Source organism: Lysobacter soli, assembly GCF_003382285.1.
GTDB classification, from domain to species: Bacteria; Pseudomonadota; Gammaproteobacteria; order Xanthomonadales; family Xanthomonadaceae; genus Lysobacter_J; species Lysobacter_J soli.
Map to the genome: position 1 here is coordinate 53,127 of NZ_QTJR01000011.1, position 17,636 is coordinate 70,762.

A 17,636-nucleotide genomic window follows, 5' to 3' on the forward strand; every position below is an offset into this window, starting at 1 on the left:
GTGCGCGTCCGGTCGGTACAATGCGCGCACTTCCTCCTCCGGGGAGTAGCCCCTCCGCCCGCGACACGCCGGCGGGGACCCGCGTCAACACACTTGGCCCACAGGCCATGGCGCGGGAGCGGCAGCAGCCGGACGCCTTCGGGCACGGCCAGCGACCACGGGCAAGACCGAAGGCAGGCGTCGCACGCGCAACTGGCAATCAGCCGGGTCGGGCCGTGTGACGGCTGCCTTTCGCGTCCACGCGAAAGCCCGACCCCGGAGTTTCACGATGGATCACTTTCCCCTGATGGCGGCCGCGATCTCCACCGGCACCGTCGCGCTGGCCGAGATCGGCGACAAGACGCAGCTGCTCGCGCTGCTGCTCGCCGCGCGCTTCCGCAAGCCGCTGCCGATCATCGCCGGCATCCTGGTCGCCACGCTGCTCAACCACGCGCTGGCCGGCTGGTTCGGCACGCTGGTGGCGCAATGGCTGACGCCCGACGTGCTGCGCTGGGTCGTGGCGATCAGCTTCCTGGCGGTCGCCATCTGGACGCTCAAGCCGGACAAGCTCGACGAAGGCGAGGAATTGCTGCCGGCACGCGGCGCGTTCGTCGCCACGACGTTCGCCTTCTTCCTGGCCGAGATCGGCGACAAGACGCAGGTCGCGACCGTGCTGCTGGCCGCCAAGTATTCGCCCCTGTGGGAAGTGGTCGTCGGCACGACCGTCGGCATGCTGCTGGCCAACGTGCCGGTGGTGCTGCTGGGCAGCAAGCTGGCCGACCGCCTGCCGTTGAAGGCGGCGCGCTACACGGCGGCAGTGGTCTTCCTGGTGCTGGCGATCTGGGCCGCGGTGCGCGGCATCGGATAAGCCTGGGTCGGCGCGCTGCTTCAGGCCGAAGGAGCGCGCCACGCGGCAAGCCGCCCGGGCGCGCTATGCTCGGCGCGGCCCGCGACGGGCCGGCAAGCGGGGGAAGCGCATGCTCGGAACCGGCGGAAGGGTCCGCGACGTCGTCGCCGCGCTGCTGGCGCGGCCGGACGAAATCATGTTGGAGATCGGCGCCGGCGGCGAGCTGATGGTCGCGCGCCTGCGCGTGGTCATCGCCGCGCTGCTGCTGGTGCTGCCGGTGACGAGCGCGCTCGCCGGCGGCAGCGTCAAGGACACCCTGATCGGCCTCGCCGGCGCGATCGTCATCAACATCTTCGCGCACCTGTGGCTCGCGCTCGCGCGTCGGCGGCGGCTGTTCCGCTGGCTGCCGTTCGCGTCGTCGGCGTTCGACGTCACCGCCACGACCGTACTGCTGATCATCCTCGCCGCCGACCACCTGCCCGCCGGCCTCAACAACCTCACCGCCTGGTGTGGCTACGTGGTGGCGATCGTGCTCACCGCGCCGCGCAGCGACGGCCGAATCGCGCTGTTCGCGGGCGCGCTGGCGATCGGCCAGTACAGCCTGCTCGCGCTGTGGGCATTCGCTTCGGCCGGTTCGCCGGAGCAGCTGATTTCCAGCGACTACGGCGCGATCACCGTGCCCGGGCAGCTGCAGCGCGTGATCCTGCTGGGCGTGTTCACGCTGATCACCGCGATGGTGGTCTACCGGATGCAGCGACTGGTCGAGATGTCCGGCACCGACGGCCTGACCCGCCTGCCGAATCGCACGTGGCTGATGTACCGCGTGCCGCGGCTGTTCGACAGCGTCCGCCACGACGGCGACAGCCTCACCCTGGCGCTGATCGACCTGGACCACTTCAAGCGCATCAACGACGCCCACGGCCACCACGCCGGCGATCGTGCGCTTCGCCACGTCGTGTCGGTCCTGCGCGAGCTGGCCGAACCGGGCGAATGGCTGGTGCGCATCGGCGGCGAGGAATTCGTGCTGCTGCTGCGCAAGCCGATCGGCACCGCCTGGGAACGCGTGGACGCGATCCGCCGCGCCCTCGGCGAGCGGCCGTTCGAACCCGAGCGCGGCGCGGACACGGTCGCGCTGAGCTTCAGCGCCGGGCTGGCGGGCTTCCCGCACGAGGGCTCGGACCTCTCGCGCCTGCTGCGCCGGGCGGACGGGCGCCTCCAGCAGGCCAAGCTCCAGGGACGGAACCGGGTCGTCGCGCGCGATACCTGACCCTGCGACGCGCATTTTTCCGACACGCCGCCGCGGCGGTCCCCTCTGGAAGTACCGGCCCTCGCGGCCGGGCGGCCTCGTCGTAAACTACGCGCCGCCGCAGCCGTGACCCGCCCCCGCGAGGGCGCAGGCCGCATCATTCCTGAACGACAAGACTCGCTGCCGGCCGCCGGTTGCAGGGGAGAACTGAGTGGAAGCCATTACCCGGGTGGCCTTTGGCCTGTTTGGTCTTGCGGTGCTCATCGGCATCGCGTGGCTGTTCTCGAACAACAAGCGTCGCGTGGACTGGAAGCTGGTGATCACCGGCGTCAGCCTGCAGGTCGCCTTCGCCGCGCTGGTGCTGCTGGTGCCCGGCGGCAAGGACGTCTTCGACGCGATCGGCCACGGCTTCGTGAAGGTGCTCAGCTTCGTCGGCGAAGGCTCGAAGTTCATCTTCGGCAACCTGATGGACGTGAACACCTACGGCTTCATCTTCGCCTTCCAGGTTTTGCCGACGATCATCTTCTTCGCCGCGCTGATGGGCGTGCTCTACCACCTGGGCGTGATGCAGGCGGTCGTGCGCGGCATGGCGTGGGTGATCACCAAGGTGATGCGCGTGTCCGGTGCGGAAACCACCAGCGTCTGCGCCAGCGTGTTCATCGGCCAGACCGAGGCGCCGCTGACGGTGCGCCCGTACATCCCGAAGATGACCGAGTCGGAGCTGATCACGATGATGATCGGCGGCATGGCGCACATTGCCGGCGGCGTGCTCGCGGCGTACGTGGGCATGCTCGGCGGCGGCGATCCGGAGCAGCAGGCGTTCTACGCCAAGCACCTGCTCGCGGCTTCGATCATGGCCGCGCCGGCGACGCTGGTCATCGCCAAGATCCTCATCCCCGAAACCGGCGAACCGCTCACGCGCGGCACGGTGAAGATGGAAGTGGAGAAGAACACCGCCAACATCATCGACGCCGCCGCGGCCGGCGCGGGCGACGGCCTGCGTCTGGCGCTGAACATCGGCGCGATGCTGCTGGCCTTCATCGCGCTGATCGCGCTGGTGAACTGGCCGCTGTCGTGGTTCGGCGAGGTCACCGGCATCTCGGCCGCCATCGGCAAGCCGTTCGACCTGGCGACCATCTTCGGCTACGTGCTCGCGCCGCTGGCGTGGGTGATCGGCACGCCGTGGCAGGACGCGTCCACCGTCGGCAGCCTGATCGGCCAGAAGATCGTCATCAACGAATTCGTGGCGTACCTGCAGCTGGCCGACATCGTCAACGGCAAGGTCGCCGGCGTGACGCTGACCGACCAGGGCCGCCTGATCGCGACCTACGCGCTGTGCGGCTTCGCCAACTTCTCGTCGATCGCGATCCAGATCGGCGGCATCGGCGGCCTCGCGCCGGAACGTCGCCAGGACCTCGCCCGCTTCGGCCTGCGCGCGGTGCTCGGCGGTTCGATCGCGACGTTCATGACGGCGACGATCGCGGGCGTGCTGACGTGGTTTGGCAGCTGACATGACGGCTGCGCGCGTCGTCGTCGTCGGTTCGTTCAACGTCGACCACGTGTGGACCGTCGCGGCGCTGCCGCGGCCGGGCGAGACGCTCAGCGGGCAGTACCACACCGGCCCCGGCGGAAAGGGCTTCAACCAGGCCACCGCCGCGGTCCGCGCGGGCGCGGCGACGACGTTCGTGTGCGCGCTTGGCGAGGACCTTGGCGGGCAGCTCGCACGCGCACTCGCCACCGCCGATGGGCTCGATCTTCGCGAGCACTCCAGCCAGGCGCCGACCGGCACCGCCGGCATCTACGTCGATCACGACGGCCGCAATTCCATCGTGATCGGCCCTGGTGCCAACGCCGACCTGCCCGTCGATTTCGTGCAGTCGCAACGCGACGTCATTCACGGCGCGCACGTGCTGCTGGCGCAGCTGGAATCGCCGCTGGCATCGATCGAAACAGCATTCGCGATCGCACGCGAAGGCGGCGTGCGCACGATGCTCAATCCCGCGCCGGCCGACGCGCGGGTGCCGGCTTCGCTGCTCGCGTTGAGCGACGTGATCACGCCGAACGAAAGCGAGTTCTGCGCGCAGCTTGAACGGCACGTCGGTGAGCGCGTCGATGCGTCGATCGTCGCAACGCAGGGCGACGACACGCTGCACGCCTGGTGCCGCCGCCTGCTGCCGCACGGCACGGTGGTCGTGACGCTGGGCGCGGCGGGGTGCTTCGTTTCCCACGCCGAGAACGCGCTGCATCGCGATGCCCAGACGCATTACCGCGTGCCCGGCGCGAAGGTGCAGCCGCAGGACACCACCGGCGCCGGCGATGCGTTCAACGGGGCGCTCGCGGCGTCGTGGGCGCTGCGGCCGGAGGCGGCGTTCGCCGACCACCTGCACTACGCGAACCGGTACGCGGCGTTGTCGACGGAAAGCGCGGGCGCAGCCGCTTCGATGCCGCGCGAAGTGGATGTGCGGAAGCGCTTCAGCTGACGCTTGAGCCCTCTCCCACCGGGAGAGGGGCTTTCACCGCGGGATGCGCGCGCCTGCCCGGACGCTACCACAAACCCGCGCCCTATCAAATAAGAATTATTCGCATTACCATGGCGGGCTTCGAAAGTCCCGGATCCCACGATGCTCCGCCGCCATGCCCTCGCCAGCGCCCTGCTGGCCGCCCTTGTCGTGCCCGTCGCCCATGCCGATGAGGCCACCGACATCGATCGCGTCACCGTCTCGGCCAGCACCAGCCGCGTTCCCGATTCCGAAGCCGCGCTGCCCAACACGATCACGGTGATCGACCAGGCGCAGCTGCAGCAACAGCTCGCGCTGACTCAGGACGTCTCGCAGGTGCTGGCGAACCTGATTCCGTCCTTCGCGCCGTCCCGCCAGAAGCTCACCAACAGCGGCGAGACGCTGCGCGGCCGCAAGCCGCTGTACCTGGTGGACGGCGTGCCGCAATCCACGCCGCTGCGCGACGGCGGCCGCGACGGTCACACCATCGATCCGTCGATGATCGAACGCATCGAGGTCATCCACGGCGCCAACGCGTTGCAGGGCCTGGGCGCGTCGGGCGGCATCATCAACATCATTACCAAGCGCGCGCCGCGCGAGGACGGCGCGACGCTCCAGGACGTCTCCGTCGCCGCATCGACGGCCGTCCCGCACGAAAGCGACAGCACCGGCTATCGCGCCTCGTATCTGTTCGGCACGCGCTCGGGTGCGTTCGATTTCGTCGGCGGCGCGTCCTTCGCCAGCGAAGGCCTGTACTACGACGGCGACGGCGACTCCATCGCGGTCAACGACGTGCAGGGCGACCTGATGGACGCGGAGAGCTACAACCTCTTCGCGAAGGCCGGCTGGAACTTCGGCGAAACCCGCCGCCTGCAGCTCAGCGCGAACCGCTACGAATTGCAGGGCAACAACAACTACCACGCTGTGAACGGCAACCCCGCGACAGGCCAGCTGGCGACGTCCGCGCGCGGCGGCAGCATCGGCGAAGGCCCGCGCAACCGCTCCACGTCGCTGACGCTGGACTACACCGACAAGGCGCTTGCCGGCGGCTACTTCCAGGCGCAGCTGTACTGGGTCGATTTCGAAGCCCTCTACGGCGGCAGCTACTGGGGCGATTTCTGGGGCGACGGCCGCGATCCGAACTGGTTCGACCAGTCGCAGAACCTCTCCGAGAAGCTGGGCGGCAAGTTCAGCTGGTCGCGCGGCGACCTGTTCGGCCTGCGCCTGCGCGCCACGGTCGGCCTGGACATCGCGCGCGACACCACCTCGCAGGAACTCGTGCGCGCCGGCATGGACTGGGTGCCGGAAACCTCGTACGAATCGGTGTCGCCCTTCGTGCAGCTGGAATGGTGGGTGGCCGACTCGGTCATGCTCACCGGCGGCCTGCGCCACGAGCGCGGCAAGCTGGACGTCGACGACTACCTCACCATTCCCGACCAGCGCCTCGCGCCTGCCGTGCACGGTCGCCGCTACCTGGTCGAAGGCGGCTCGCCGGAAACCAGCGAAACGCTGCCCAACGTCGGCATCGTGTGGGAAGCCACCGACGCGCTGAAGCTCTACGCGTCGTATTCGGAAGGCTATACGGTCGCCGACATCGGCCGCGTGCTGCGCGCGATCAACACGCCGAACCAGCGCGTGGACACCCTCGTCGACCTGCAGCCGGTGATCGCCGACAACCAGGAAATCGGCCTCGACTACGACAACGGCCGCTGGCTGGTGCACCTGGCGGCGTACTGGTCGGATTCCGACCTCGGTTCGCGCCTCGCGTTCGACAACGCGACGCAGACGTACAACGTCGTGCGCGAGCGCACCGAGATCGACGGCTTCGAAGGCAGCGTCGCCTACCAGTTCACCGATGCCACGCGTATCGGCTTGGCGTACGCGCAGACCGACGGCCGCTACGACAGCAACGGCGACGATCGCGTCGACAGCGACCTTCCGGGCATCAACGTCGCGCCCGACCGAGCGACCGCGTTCTGGGACCAGACGTGGACACAGGCGATCTCCACGCGCCTGCAGGCCAGCCATTCGTTCGATCGCGATTTCGACTATCGCGGCACCACGCTGCCGGACGACTTCGAGGGCTACACGACGGTCGACCTGCAGGCGCGCTTCCAGCTGCCGCTGGGTGCGTTGAACGTCGGCGTCGAGAACCTGTGCGGCGAGCAGTACACGACGTACTACTCGCAGACCACGCCGCGCGCCGACACCTACACCGCAGGCCGCGGTCGCGTGCTGACGGTGGGCTGGTCGCACCGGTTCTGATAAATCGCTCCGATGGACATGGCCGCGACAACGCCCGCCACGAAAGCAGTGCCGAAACGGCGGCTGCGGGCGGTGCTGTCCTGGCTGCACCTGTGGACCGGGCTGACGGCGGGGCTGGTGTTCGCGCTGGCCTCGCTCGCCGGCACGGTGCTGGTGTTCCATGTCGACCTGCTCAAGCTGCAGCATCCGCAACTCGCGCAGCACGCGCCCGTTGCCGATGGACGCGTGCTCGCGCAGCTGATCGAACGCTGGGGCCCGGACGGCATGCGCTCGCTCGACGTTCCACGCGATGAACTGCCGGTCTGGCAGGCGTATTTCGAGGACGGCCACCGCCAGTACTTCGCCCCCGAGGACGGCGCGCTGCTGCTCTATCGCAGCCAGCACGATGACGTGCTGCTGTGGCTGCACGAATGGCACGTCGACCTGCTCGGCGGAAAGACCGGGCGCGAAGTGTGGGGCGTGATCGGCTGCATCAGCCTGGCGATGATCCTCATCGGCCTGTACCTGTGGTGGCCGAAGCGCGGGCGCCTCATTGCGCAGCTGAAGATGCACGCCGGCCCGCCGGTACGGCGCTGGCTCACGTGGCATCGCAGCACCGGCGTGATCCTGCTTCCGTTGCTGTTGCTGGCGACGGTGACCGGCGTGGGCATGGTGTATTCGAAGGCCTTCCAGAAGGCACTGACGGCAACGCTCGGCGGGAAGAACGTGAAGGCGCCGGAACTGCCTGCCAGCGAGGCGGCGATCGACTGGACGACCGCGATCGCGAACGCGCGCGTCGCGATTCCCGATGCGCGGCTGGCGCGCGTGTCGGTGCCCGATGCGAGTGAAGGCGCGGTGTCGTTCCGCCTGCAGGCGAAGGACGAATGGCACCCCGTCGGCCGCAGCACGGTGGTGATGTCGCGCGATGGCCGCGTCGTGCAGGCCTTCGACGCGACGACGCACAAGCTCGGCATGCGCATGAGCCAGGCGTTCTACCCGCTGCACGTCGGCGCGGTGGGCGGCACGGCGATGAAATGGATCACCGCGTTCACCGGCCTGTTGCCGATGTTCCTGCTGGTCACCGGTTTCCTGTTCTGGCGGCGGCGGCGCGGGAAGCGCTGATCCGGGCTCGCGGATGGTTCGGGGCCCCGGGTCCCGGCCTTCGCCGGGATGACGGTTGGGGGCCGGTACAATCGACCCAATGTCCGCCCCCTCCTTCCGCATCGGTCCGCACGAGATCGCCCCGCGCGTCGTCCTGGCGCCGATGGCGGGCGTGACCGACAAGCCCTTCCGCATCCTGTGCAAGCGCATGGGGGCCGGGCTGTGCGTGTCGGAGATGACGACGTCCGATCCCCGCTTCTGGTCGACATCGAAGTCGCGCCATCGCATGGACCACGACGGCGAACCGTCGCCGATCAGCGTGCAGATCGCCGGCACGGTGCCCGAGGTGATGGCCGACGCGGCGCGTTACAACGTCGACCACGGCGCGCAGGTCATCGACATCAACATGGGCTGCCCCGCGAAGAAGGTGTGCAACGCATGGGCGGGCTCGGCGCTGATGCGCGAACCCGAACTCGTCGCGCGCATCCTCGACGCCGTCGTGCGCGCGGTGGACGTGCCGGTCACGCTGAAGATCCGCACCGGCTGGGCCGAAGGCCAGCGCAACGCGCTGCAGATCGCGCGCATCGCGCAGGACGCCGGCATCGCCGCGCTCGCCGTCCACGGCCGCACGCGCGACCAGCAGTACTCCGGCGTCGCCGAGTACGACACGATCGCCGAGGTGAAGGCCGCGCTGTCGATCCCGGTGTTCGCCAACGGCGACATCGATTCGCCGCAGAAGGCCGCGCAGGTGCTGGCGCATACGGGCTGCGACGCAGTGCTCGTCGGCCGCGCCGCGCAGGGCCGGCCGTGGATCTTCCGCGAGATCGCGCATTACCTCGAACACGGCGAAGTGCTTGCGGAGCCGACGCTGGCCGAGGTGCGCGACGTGCTGCTCGGGCACCTGGAACACCTTCACGCGTTCTACGGCGAGACTTCCGGCGTTCGCATCGCGCGCAAGCACCTGGGCTGGTACGCGAAGGACCGGCCGGAGAACGCGGCGTTCCGCGCTGTGGTCAATCGTGCGGAGACTGCCGAAGCGCAGCTGTCGCTCACGCGCGACTACTTCGATGCGCTGATCGCGGGCGTGCAGCCGCTGGGCGTGGCAGCGTAGGCGCAAGGCCGCGACCACGGCCCGCCCTTAACTTCTCCCGTGCGAGCATCTGCGCATCCGAACGCCAAGGGTGCGGCCATGTCCGACACGTCGTCTTCCTGCTCCGACTTCCCCTATCTGCACGGCTTCTCCTCGACCGAACAGGCGCGCCTGGTAAAGCAGGCCCGGCTGGCAGAGTCGACGATCTTTCACGACATCGACTACAGCAACGCGCGGCGGCTGCTCGAAGTGGGGAGCGGCGTCGGCGCGCAGACGGAGATCCTGCTGCGCCGCTTCCCCGAACTGCACGCGACCTGCGTCGATCTCAACGAGGCGCAGCTCGATGCGGCCCGCACCAACCTCGAGGCGATGCCGTGGCTGAAGGGACGCTACGAACTGCACCAGTCCGACGCGACGAACCTGCCGTTCGAACCGCGGACCTTCGATGCCGCGTTCCTGTGCTGGGTGCTCGAGCACGTGCCCTCGCCGGCGCGCGTGCTCAACGAGGTGCGTCGCGTGCTCGCGCCGGGCTCGCCGGTGTACATCACCGAGGTGATGAACTCCTCGTTCCTGCTCGACCCGTATTCGCCGAACGTCTGGCGTTACTGGATGGCCTTCAACGATTTCCAGTACGACAGCGGCGGCGATCCGTTCGTCGGCGCCAAGCTCGGCAACCTGCTGCTGGCCGGTGGGTTCCGCGACGTCACCACCGACGTGAAGACGTTCTATTTCGACAACCGCGAACCCGCGCGGCGCAAGACGATGATCGCGTTCTGGGAAGAGCTGCTGCTGTCCGCCGCCGACCAGCTCATCCAGGCCGGCAAGGTCACGCAGGACGTCGTCGATGGCATGCGGCGCGAAATGCATCAGGTGCAGAACGATCCGAACGCGGTGTTCTTCTATGCGTTCGTGCAGGCGCGCGCGGTGGTTTACTGAAGTTTCCGGTTTCGTGAGAAAGGTGAAGAAGGCGAAGCGCTTTCGCATGAAACCTTCATGCGCATGTGCGCTCGTCGCGCTCGCGACGAGCGGTGCAGGTCGAAAGTAACAGCCCCCTTCGGCCGATGTTTTTCTGGTCCGCATGACCCAACCTGCAAGCGTCGGGGCGTCCCCTCTGCGGGCCACCGCAGCGCCCCGGCGGACCAGGAGGCCACACATGAAAGCCAAGATTGCATTCATCGCGCTGGCGATGGCGGTAACGGCGCCGGCATGGGCCGCCGATCCGGTGGGCGATCTGTCGAAGATCACCGGACTGTCCGAGCGCAAGGTCACGATGATCGTCGGCAATCGCACCGCGTTTGCCGAGTATCCGTATACCTACGATCGCGCGCTCGACAAGTTCGTCGCCGCCATCGGCAAGGACAACTACAACCGCCTCATGGACGGCGAAGCCGTCGCGCTGCACGACGCCAAGGGCAACGAGTACATCGTGCAGATCGACGACGCGTTGCTGGAAGCGCATAACGCGCTGTGAGTCGGTTCGGGGCGCACGCGACGCGCGCGCTCCGGACCGGCCGGGTTTCGTCCTTCACAAGGTGCTGAAAGTGAAAAGCTCAACGTCCGCCTGAAGGGACCGCGTGTGCACGCCACGCGGCCCCGGCGGCAATGTTCGCCTTTTCAGTTTCCAGATCCTGGGGATCGTTCGATCGTCACGCCGTCGGCGTCGGCCGCAGCGGTTCCGTCTGCGGGTTCGTGCCAGATGCGCTCCCACATCGTGCGCAGGCGACGCCCGGCTTCCCACGGCCACTGCAGCTGTCGCGGTGGGATTTGCGTCCAGCTGCCGTCCGCGTCCTTGCGCGCGACGGCGAAACGGAAGCTGTAGTCGGGCTCGGCGCCCATGCGCAGGTCGGAGAGCACGAGTTCGCCTTCGCGTACCTGCGCCTTCATGAACCCGCGGTTGAACCACTGCAGCCGCTGTACGGCGGGAAAGTCGCGCACCTGCTCCATCGCGGGGACATCCGATGCGTGACGGCGAAACTGCATCGGTCCCGAGTCGGCCGCCAGTGAGCGTTCGCCTTCGACGAAGCCATCCGGCGTCATCGCCACCACGCGCCACAGCAGGATGTTGAACGGCATCGGCCCGGAAAACCTCGGCGCGGTCGCGAGGTCCCGCGACGCCAGCGCCTGTTCCGCCGCGCGTTCGACCTGGTGTTTCGCGACGAGCGACAGGCCCAGGTACAGCGAACTCAAGGCCAGACCTGCGACGAGCGCTGGCTGCACGATCCGGCGCTCGCGCGCGAACCACGCGACGACGCACGCGAGCAGCAGCCACACCGTATAGAGCGGATCGATGATGAACACGCTGGACCACATCACCGGCTGCGTCGGCAACGGCCACAGCAGCTGCGTGCCGTAGACGGTGAAGGCGTCCAGCAGCGGATGCGTCAACAATGCGCCCTGCATCGCCCAGAACCACCGCGTTGGCGATTGGGCCACACGGCCGCCGCGCGAACGGAACCACGCCCACAGCGCCCACGCGACGAACGGCAGCACCAGCAGCGAGTGACTCCAGCTGCGATGCCAGGTCATGCGCGCGACCGGGTCGTCGGTGATCAGGTTGATGGGCAACACGTCGAGGTCGGGCAAGGTGCCGAGCGCTGCTCCTGCGAGCAGTGCGGCACGACGGTGTTGAGGCGGGGCGATGGCGGCGGCAGCGGCCGCGCCGAGGACGATCTGCGTGAAGGAATCCATCGGGCGATGCTAGCGGCTTCCCGACGCCAGGTCGTCACCGCGGCGAGCCGGCGGACTCACGCTGCCCGCGGCTGCTCCATCGCCTCGGAACGATGACGCGGTTCGATCAGTGCGCGCGTCTCGCCCGTATGCGTCAGGAGACGCAACGTGCCATCCGGATCCTCCGCGAGCGCGCTGAGGCTTTCGACCCAGTCGCCGTCATTGGCGTAGATCAGGCCGTCGCGCTCGATGAGCGCCGCGCGGTGTATGTGGCCGCAGACGATGCCATCCAGGCCGCGACGCCGCGCATCGTCCAGGCCCGCATGGACGAAACGCTCGATGTAACGCTCGGCCGCGCCACTCTGCCGCTTCAGGAATTCCGATAGCGACCAGTAGCGTTGGCCGGCGAGGCGTCGCGCCCGGTTGAGCCACTGGTTGCCCGTCAGGATGCGGTAATACAGCCAGTCGCCGAACTGCTCCTGCAGCCCGCCGAAATGCGTGATGCCGTCGTAGTCGTCGCCGTGCGTGACGAGCAGGCGGCGGCCGTCGGCGGTGACATGCACCATGCGTCGGCGCACCCGCATGCGCGGCAACGCGAGACCGCAGAAGCGGCGGATCGGGCGATCGTGGTTGCCCGGCACGTAGATCAGTTCGGTGCCGCTGCGACGCAGCGCGTGCAGCGCCTCGACCACGCGGTTGTGCGGCGCGCCCCAGCGCGCGCGGCGTTGCGCCATCCACCACAGGTCGACGATGTCGCCGACCAGGTACAGGCGATCGCAGCGAAGTCCGGCGAGAAAGTCGGCGAATTCGGCGGCGTGGCAGTGTTTGGAGCCCAGGTGGACGTCGGACACGAAGACCGCGCGACGGCGCGGCGGCAACACGGTCGGCATCGACGTCATCCTGCGGTCTCCATGCACGGGTGGGCGGGCGCGACGCCGAGGTAGCGTTCGCGTTTCTTCGGACGAAGCAGGTCCAGGTCGACTTCGATCAATCCGTCGACCGCATCGCTGAAGGCCGGGTCCACGCCGAACGCGAGGAAGCGCGCGCCGCCCGGCTCGCACAGGTCGGTGTATTGCTTGTAGAGCATCGGCAGCGTGGCGCCGAGCGCGTCGAGGTTGGTCTTCAGCACGCGGAACGCCGTGCCCGCATCGACCTCGCCGAACTGCGGCGGCGCGGCCTGGTAGACGAAGGGCTGTCGCGATACCGCGCGCGTGGCCTCACTGCCGTAGTAGCGCGCGTAGTACGCGACGATCTGCTCGCGCGCCGCGGCCGGCAGCGCGGCGCTGATCGACACCGGCCCGAACAGGTAGCGCACATTCGGATGCCTGCCCAGGTACGCGCCGATGCCCTGCCACAGGTAGTCGATGCTGCGGCTGCCCCAGTAATCGGGCACGACGAAGCTGCGCCCCAGCTCCATGCCCTGCGCGATCCGCGGCACCGCGTCGTCGGCGTACTGGAAGAGCGAGGCGGTGTAGAAGCCGGCCAGGCCGCGTTCGCCCAGCACGCTCGCGCCGCGCGCGATGCGATATGCGCCGGCGATCTTCGACACCTCCGCATCCCACAGCACGATGTGTTCGTACCAGCTGTCGTAGAGGTCGACGTCCACCCGCTGGCCGGTGCCCTCGCCCACCGCGCGGAACGTCAGTTCGCGCAGGCGACCGATTTCCTGCAACAGCGGCGAGCCGGCGGCGAGTCGCCCGACGTGGATCTGCTTGCCGTCGAAGGTGCGGCCGAGCAGCGCCAGCGCTTCGATGCCCTCGCGCACCTGCGTCGCATCGACTGGATCGATCAGCGGCGCGATGAGCGGGACGACATTCGTTTCGACAGGCGCGGCATGCGGGCCCGCGCGACGCCGGCCGAGCGAGAACAGCTCGCGGCGCACCTCGCGCAGCAGTTGCTGGGGGTCGCCCTCCGCTGGCAGCGTCAGCGGATGGCCGATGCGCAGCGCGATGCGGTGCGCACGGCGCGCGAACATCTCCCGCGCCAGCAACGCGGTACCGACGGGCTTGAACAAGGCCGACGCGCCATAGAACAGCGCCGAGTTGCGCGCCTCGATGCGCACCGGCAACACCGGCGCATCGGCCGTGCGCGCGAAACGCAGGAAACCGCGGCGCCAGCGTCCGTCCGTTACGCCGCGCAGGCCGAGCCGTGCCACTTCGCCGGCCGGAAACACGATCACGCACTGGTCGGCGCGCAGCGCGTCGTCGATCGCGGCGAGGCTCTGCGGTGTCGGGCGGCCGCCCAGGATGCGCACCGGCAGCAGCAGGCCCGCCAGCGGCTCCAGCGCGCCGAGCAGGTCGTTCGCGACGATGCGCACGTCACGCCGCACGCGGCCGACGGCGTCCAGCAGCGCCAGCGCGTCGAGCGCGCCGGACGGATGGTTGGCGACGATCAGCAGCCGGCCGGTGGCGGGAATCCGCCCCAGTTCCGCGGCATCGACCACGTAGCGCGCCTGCAGGTGATCGAGCCCGGCGGCGACGAAGTCGAAATCGCGCAGGCGGCCGTTGGCCGACAGGAACGCCTCGACCTGGTCGAAGCGCGACCAGCGGCCGATCGTGCGCAGCAGGGGCCGGGCGACGTTCGCACGGCGTCCCCGGAACCAGTGCGGAAAGCGTTCTTGCAGGCGGCGTTCGAGTGGCATGCGTCGGCGCGGATCGCCCCGGCGGGGCTTTCGCCGCGGAAGGTTGGGATGCCCCGGCGACAGGGCGGTGGCGGTTTCGCGTCAGGACCGTGACAGCCGCGCCGGCGGCCGCAAGCCCGGCACGGCGGGCTCGCGCTTAACCACCGCGCAACATCTCCGTGGCGCACAATGCGCCGACCGGGACAAGCCTGTATCATGCCCGGCCATCCTTTCATCCGAATCAAGGGATATTGACCTCGATGTCCAGCTACCTGTTCACCTCCGAATCCGTCTCCGAAGGCCATCCGGACAAGATCGCCGACCAGATCTCCGATGCCGTCCTGGACGCGATCCTGGCCCAGGACAAGCGCGCGCGCGTGGCCTGCGAGACGCTGGTGAAGACCGGCGCCGCCATCGTCGCCGGCGAGGTCACCACCACCGCGTGGGTCGACATCGAGTCGCTGGCCCGCCGCGTCATCAACGAGATCGGCTACAACAATTCCGACGTCGGCTTCGACGGCCACACCTGCGCGATCATCAACATGCTCGGCAAGCAGTCGCCGGACATCGCCGCGGGCGTCGACCGCAAGAAGCCGGAAGAACAGGGCGCGGGCGACCAGGGCCTGATGTTCGGCTACGCCTGCAACGAGGCGCCGGAATTCATGCCGGCCCCGATCTACTACTCGCACCGCCTGGTCGAGCAGCAGGCCAAGATCCGCAAGAAGAAGAACTCGCCGCTGCCGTGGCTGCGTCCGGACGCGAAGTCGCAGGTCACCCTGCGCTACGACGCCAACCACAACGTCGCCGGCCTCGACGCCGTCGTGCTGTCGACGCAGCACGATCCGGGCATCAAGCAGAAGGACCTGGTCGAAGGCGTGTACGAGAACATCCTGCGCCCGGTGCTGCCGAAGAAGTGGCTCGAGTCGCTGCCGAAGAACAAGATCCACATCAACCCGACCGGCATCTTCGTGATCGGCGGCCCGGTGGGCGACTGCGGCCTGACCGGCCGCAAGATCATCGTCGACAGCTACGGCGGCATGGCCCGTCACGGCGGTGGCGCGTTCTCGGGCAAGGATCCGTCGAAGGTCGACCGTTCGGCAGCCTACGCCGCGCGTTACGTCGCCAAGAACATCGTGGCCGCCGGCCTGGCCGACCGCTGCGAGGTGCAGGTTTCCTACGCCATCGGCGTGGCCGAGCCGACCTCGATCTCGGTCACCACCTTCGGCACCGGCAAGATCCCGGACGAGAAGATCGAGAAGCTGATCCGCAAGCACTTCGACCTGCGTCCGTACGGCATCGTGAAGATGCTCGACCTGATCCACCCGGTCTACCAGGACACGGCCGCCTACGGCCACTTCGGCCGCAAGCCGAAGGAAGTGACCTACGTCGACGGCGCCGGCAAGAAGCAGACCGCCACGGCCTTCTCGTGGGAGAAGACCGACCGCGCCGACGCGCTGCGCAGCGACGCGAAGCTGAAGTAAGCGCCGCGTCCCGCGAGGGGCTGCGACATGGAAAAAGGCCGCGAAAGCGGCCTTTTTTCATTGATGCGGGAAGCGCCGGGCGACCCGTCCGGATTCACTCATCACGTCCCGTGAACGGCTAGAATGTCGCGTTCCCGCCGAGGGGCGCTGCAAGTCCGGATCCCACCATCGCGTGGCTCCCGGAATCAGGCTCGGCAGGACCTACACGAACAACGGCGCCCGGTTTGGCAGCCTTCGCGGCCTGCCCTCACCCCACCCTCTTCCCTCGCGGGAGAACGGGAAACAAACCGGAGCAATCTGATGAACGCACAGATCAAGACCTTCTCGACCGAAGGCGACTACAAGGTCGCCGACATCTCGCTGGCCGACTGGGGCCGCAAGGAGCTCGACATCGCCGAGCACGAGATGCCGGGCCTGATGTCCATCCGCAAGAAGTACGCTGCCGCGCAGTCGCTCAAGGGCGTTCGCGTGACCGGCTCGCTGCACATGACGATCCAGACCGCCGTGCTGATCGAGACGCTGCGCGACCTCGGCGCCGACGTGCGCTGGGCCTCGTGCAACATCTTCTCGACGCAGGACCATGCCGCCGCGGCCATCGCCAAGTCGGGCACGCCCGTCTTCGCGTGGAAGGGCGAGACGCTGGAGGAATACTGGGACTGCACGCTCGCCGCGCTGACCTTCCCGGGTTCGGGCGCCGACAAGTACCTCGGCCCGGAGCTGGTGGTCGACGACGGCGGCGACGTCACGCTGCTGATCCACAAGGGCTATGAGCTCGAGAACGGCAGCGACTGGGTCAACACCCCGTCGGGCAACCACGAAGAGCAGGTCATCAAGAACCTGCTGAAGAAGGTGCATGCCGAGCGTCCGGGCTTCTGGCACACCGTCGTGCGCGACTGGAAGGGCGTCTCGGAAGAGACCACCACCGGCGTGCACCGCCTGTACCAGCTGGCCGAAGCCGGCAAGCTGCTGGTGCCGGCGATCAACGTCAACGACTCGGTCACCAAGAGCAAGTTCGACAATCTCTACGGCTGCCGCGAGTCGCTGGCCGACGGCCTCAAGCGCGCGATGGACGTGATGCTCGCCGGCAAGGTCGCCGTCGTGTGCGGCTACGGCGACGTCGGCAAGGGTTCGGCGCACTCGCTGCGTGCCTACGGCGCGCGCGTGGTCGTCACCGAGATCGATCCGATCAACGCCCTGCAGGCGGCGATGGAAGGCTTCGAGGTCAACACCGTCGAATCGACGCTGGGCCGTGGCGACATCTATGTCACCACCACCGGCAACAAAGACGTGCTGACGCTCGAGCACATGTCGCAGATGAAGGACCAGGCGATCGTCTGCAACATCGGCCACTTCGACAACGAGATCCAGGTCGACCGCCTCAACGAGTCGGGCGCCACGCGCCTGAACATCAAGCCGCAGGTGGACAAGTACACCTTCAAGAACGGCAACTCGATCTTCCTGCTGGCCGAAGGCCGCCTGGTGAACCTGGGCTGCGCCACGGGCCATCCGAGCTTCGTGATGTCGAACTCGTTCTCGAACCAGACGCTCGCGCAGATCGACCTGTGGGCGAACAAGGACAGCTACGAGCCGAAGGTCTACATCCTGCCGAAGAAGCTCGACGAGGAAGTCGCGCGCCTGCACCTGGAGAAGATCGGCGTGAAGCTGACCACTCTGACCGACGAGCAGGCTGCCTACCTCGGCGTGCCGGTCGAAGGCCCGTACAAGCCGGACCACTACCGCTACTGATCCCCGGCTGTATCGCATCGCGATGCACGAAAACGGGCGCTTCGGCGCCCGTTTTCTTTTGGACGGCCTCCCGCGCCGCCCAAGTCCGTTCAATTCATCGCGATGAAGAGATAAACT

General features: G+C 68.2%; 14 protein-coding genes and 1 riboswitch. Of the genes, 11 read left to right on the forward strand and 3 right to left on the reverse strand.

The window, feature by feature from the left end; translation table 11 throughout:
- Positions 1-268 precede the first annotated feature (268 nt).
- From DX912_RS14290 to DX912_RS14330, 9 genes are all read left to right on the forward strand, one after another.
- On the forward strand, positions 269-847 hold the full coding sequence (locus DX912_RS14290) for a TMEM165/GDT1 family protein (RefSeq protein ID WP_233433600.1): 579 nt from the start codon (positions 269-271) through the stop codon (positions 845-847).
- A 109-nt stretch (positions 848-956) separates the two neighbouring features.
- Positions 957-2,093, forward strand: coding sequence for a GGDEF domain-containing protein (locus DX912_RS14295; protein WP_115843437.1), 1,137 nt, complete (start codon positions 957-959; stop codon positions 2,091-2,093).
- Between the two features lie 190 nt (positions 2,094-2,283).
- The gene (locus tag DX912_RS14300) at positions 2,284-3,582 is read left to right on the forward strand and encodes a NupC/NupG family nucleoside CNT transporter (protein WP_115843439.1); all 1,299 of its coding nucleotides are present in this window, start codon (positions 2,284-2,286) and stop codon (positions 3,580-3,582) included.
- 1 nt (position 3,583) lies between these two features.
- Positions 3,584-4,552, forward strand: a complete 969-nt coding sequence (locus DX912_RS14305) for a ribokinase (protein WP_115843441.1) — start codon at positions 3,584-3,586, stop codon at positions 4,550-4,552.
- A gap of 141 nt (positions 4,553-4,693) precedes the next feature.
- Positions 4,694-6,835 carry a TonB-dependent receptor gene (locus DX912_RS14310; RefSeq protein WP_115843443.1) on the forward strand — a complete coding sequence of 714 codons (2,142 nt, stop codon included), beginning with the start codon at positions 4,694-4,696 and terminating at the stop codon, positions 6,833-6,835.
- 18 nt (positions 6,836-6,853) lie between these two features.
- Positions 6,854-7,936, forward strand: coding sequence for a PepSY-associated TM helix domain-containing protein (locus DX912_RS14315; RefSeq protein ID WP_181902844.1), 1,083 nt, complete (start codon positions 6,854-6,856; stop codon positions 7,934-7,936).
- A 79-nt stretch (positions 7,937-8,015) separates the two neighbouring features.
- Positions 8,016-9,026 (forward strand): tRNA dihydrouridine synthase DusB, encoded by a 1,011-nt coding sequence (gene dusB / locus DX912_RS14320; RefSeq protein ID WP_115843447.1) that lies wholly within the window; start codon positions 8,016-8,018, stop codon positions 9,024-9,026.
- Between the two features lie 78 nt (positions 9,027-9,104).
- Entirely contained in the window at positions 9,105-9,941 is an 837-nt protein-coding gene (locus DX912_RS14325; RefSeq protein ID WP_115843449.1) for a class I SAM-dependent methyltransferase, read from the forward strand.
- A 217-nt stretch (positions 9,942-10,158) separates the two neighbouring features.
- A complete protein-coding gene (locus DX912_RS14330) occupies positions 10,159-10,476 on the forward strand; it encodes a hypothetical protein (RefSeq protein WP_115843451.1) in 318 nt (105 codons plus the stop codon).
- 143 nt (positions 10,477-10,619) lie between these two features.
- On the opposite strand, the gene DX912_RS14335 is transcribed toward DX912_RS14330, so the two are convergent.
- From DX912_RS14335 to olsF, 3 genes are read right to left on the reverse strand one after another with little or no spacing between them, the layout of a single operon-like run.
- Positions 10,620-11,693, reverse strand: a complete 1,074-nt coding sequence (locus tag DX912_RS14335) for a metal-dependent hydrolase (protein ID WP_115843453.1) — start codon at positions 11,691-11,693, stop codon at positions 10,620-10,622.
- Between the two features lie 56 nt (positions 11,694-11,749).
- Positions 11,750-12,571 (reverse strand): UDP-2,3-diacylglucosamine diphosphatase, encoded by an 822-nt coding sequence (locus DX912_RS14340; protein ID WP_115843455.1) that lies wholly within the window; start codon positions 12,569-12,571, stop codon positions 11,750-11,752.
- Positions 12,568-14,313 carry a bifunctional ornithine lipid synthase OlsF gene (gene olsF / locus DX912_RS14345; RefSeq protein WP_181902845.1) on the reverse strand — a complete coding sequence of 582 codons (1,746 nt, stop codon included), beginning with the start codon at positions 14,311-14,313 and terminating at the stop codon, positions 12,568-12,570. Before olsF ends, DX912_RS14340 begins: the two co-directional genes overlap by 4 nt.
- Before the next feature lie 239 nt (positions 14,314-14,552).
- On the opposite strand from olsF, the gene metK reads away from it, so the two are divergent.
- Together metK and ahcY are read left to right on the forward strand one after the other, a co-directional pair.
- Positions 14,553-15,773 carry a methionine adenosyltransferase gene (metK, locus tag DX912_RS14350; protein ID WP_115843457.1) on the forward strand — a complete coding sequence of 407 codons (1,221 nt, stop codon included), beginning with the start codon at positions 14,553-14,555 and terminating at the stop codon, positions 15,771-15,773.
- Positions 15,774-15,906: 133 nt separating this feature from the next.
- A riboswitch (S-adenosyl-L-homocysteine riboswitch) is annotated at positions 15,907-16,001 on the forward strand.
- A 72-nt stretch (positions 16,002-16,073) separates the two neighbouring features.
- Positions 16,074-17,519: an adenosylhomocysteinase gene (gene ahcY, locus DX912_RS14355; protein ID WP_115843459.1), complete on the forward strand. Its 1,446-nt coding sequence runs from the start codon at positions 16,074-16,076 to the stop codon at positions 17,517-17,519.
- The last annotated feature ends 117 nt before the right edge of the window (positions 17,520-17,636 follow it).

Bases quoted from the DNA above. Each gene is read 5' to 3' on its own strand.
- DX912_RS14310 (WP_115843443.1), top strand. From the start codon at position 4,694: ATGCTCCGCCGCCATGCCCTCGCCAGCGCCCTGCTGGCCGCCCTTGTC.
- ahcY (WP_115843459.1), top strand. From the start codon at position 16,074: ATGAACGCACAGATCAAGACCTTCTCGACCGAAGGCGACTACAAGGTC.
- DX912_RS14295 (WP_115843437.1), top strand. From the start codon at position 957: ATGCTCGGAACCGGCGGAAGGGTCCGCGACGTCGTCGCCGCGCTGCTG.
- dusB (WP_115843447.1), top strand. From the start codon at position 8,016: ATGTCCGCCCCCTCCTTCCGCATCGGTCCGCACGAGATCGCCCCGCGC.
- DX912_RS14335 (WP_115843453.1), bottom strand. From the start codon at position 11,693: ATGGATTCCTTCACGCAGATCGTCCTCGGCGCGGCCGCTGCCGCCGCC.
- DX912_RS14330 (WP_115843451.1), top strand. From the start codon at position 10,159: ATGAAAGCCAAGATTGCATTCATCGCGCTGGCGATGGCGGTAACGGCG.
- DX912_RS14315 (WP_181902844.1), top strand. From the start codon at position 6,854: ATGGCCGCGACAACGCCCGCCACGAAAGCAGTGCCGAAACGGCGGCTG.
- metK (WP_115843457.1), top strand. From the start codon at position 14,553: ATGTCCAGCTACCTGTTCACCTCCGAATCCGTCTCCGAAGGCCATCCG.
- DX912_RS14290 (WP_233433600.1), top strand. From the start codon at position 269: ATGGATCACTTTCCCCTGATGGCGGCCGCGATCTCCACCGGCACCGTC.
- DX912_RS14325 (WP_115843449.1), top strand. From the start codon at position 9,105: ATGTCCGACACGTCGTCTTCCTGCTCCGACTTCCCCTATCTGCACGGC.
- DX912_RS14340 (WP_115843455.1), bottom strand. From the start codon at position 12,571: ATGACGTCGATGCCGACCGTGTTGCCGCCGCGCCGTCGCGCGGTCTTC.
- DX912_RS14305 (WP_115843441.1), top strand. From the start codon at position 3,584: ATGACGGCTGCGCGCGTCGTCGTCGTCGGTTCGTTCAACGTCGACCAC.
- olsF (WP_181902845.1), bottom strand. From the start codon at position 14,313: ATGCCACTCGAACGCCGCCTGCAAGAACGCTTTCCGCACTGGTTCCGG.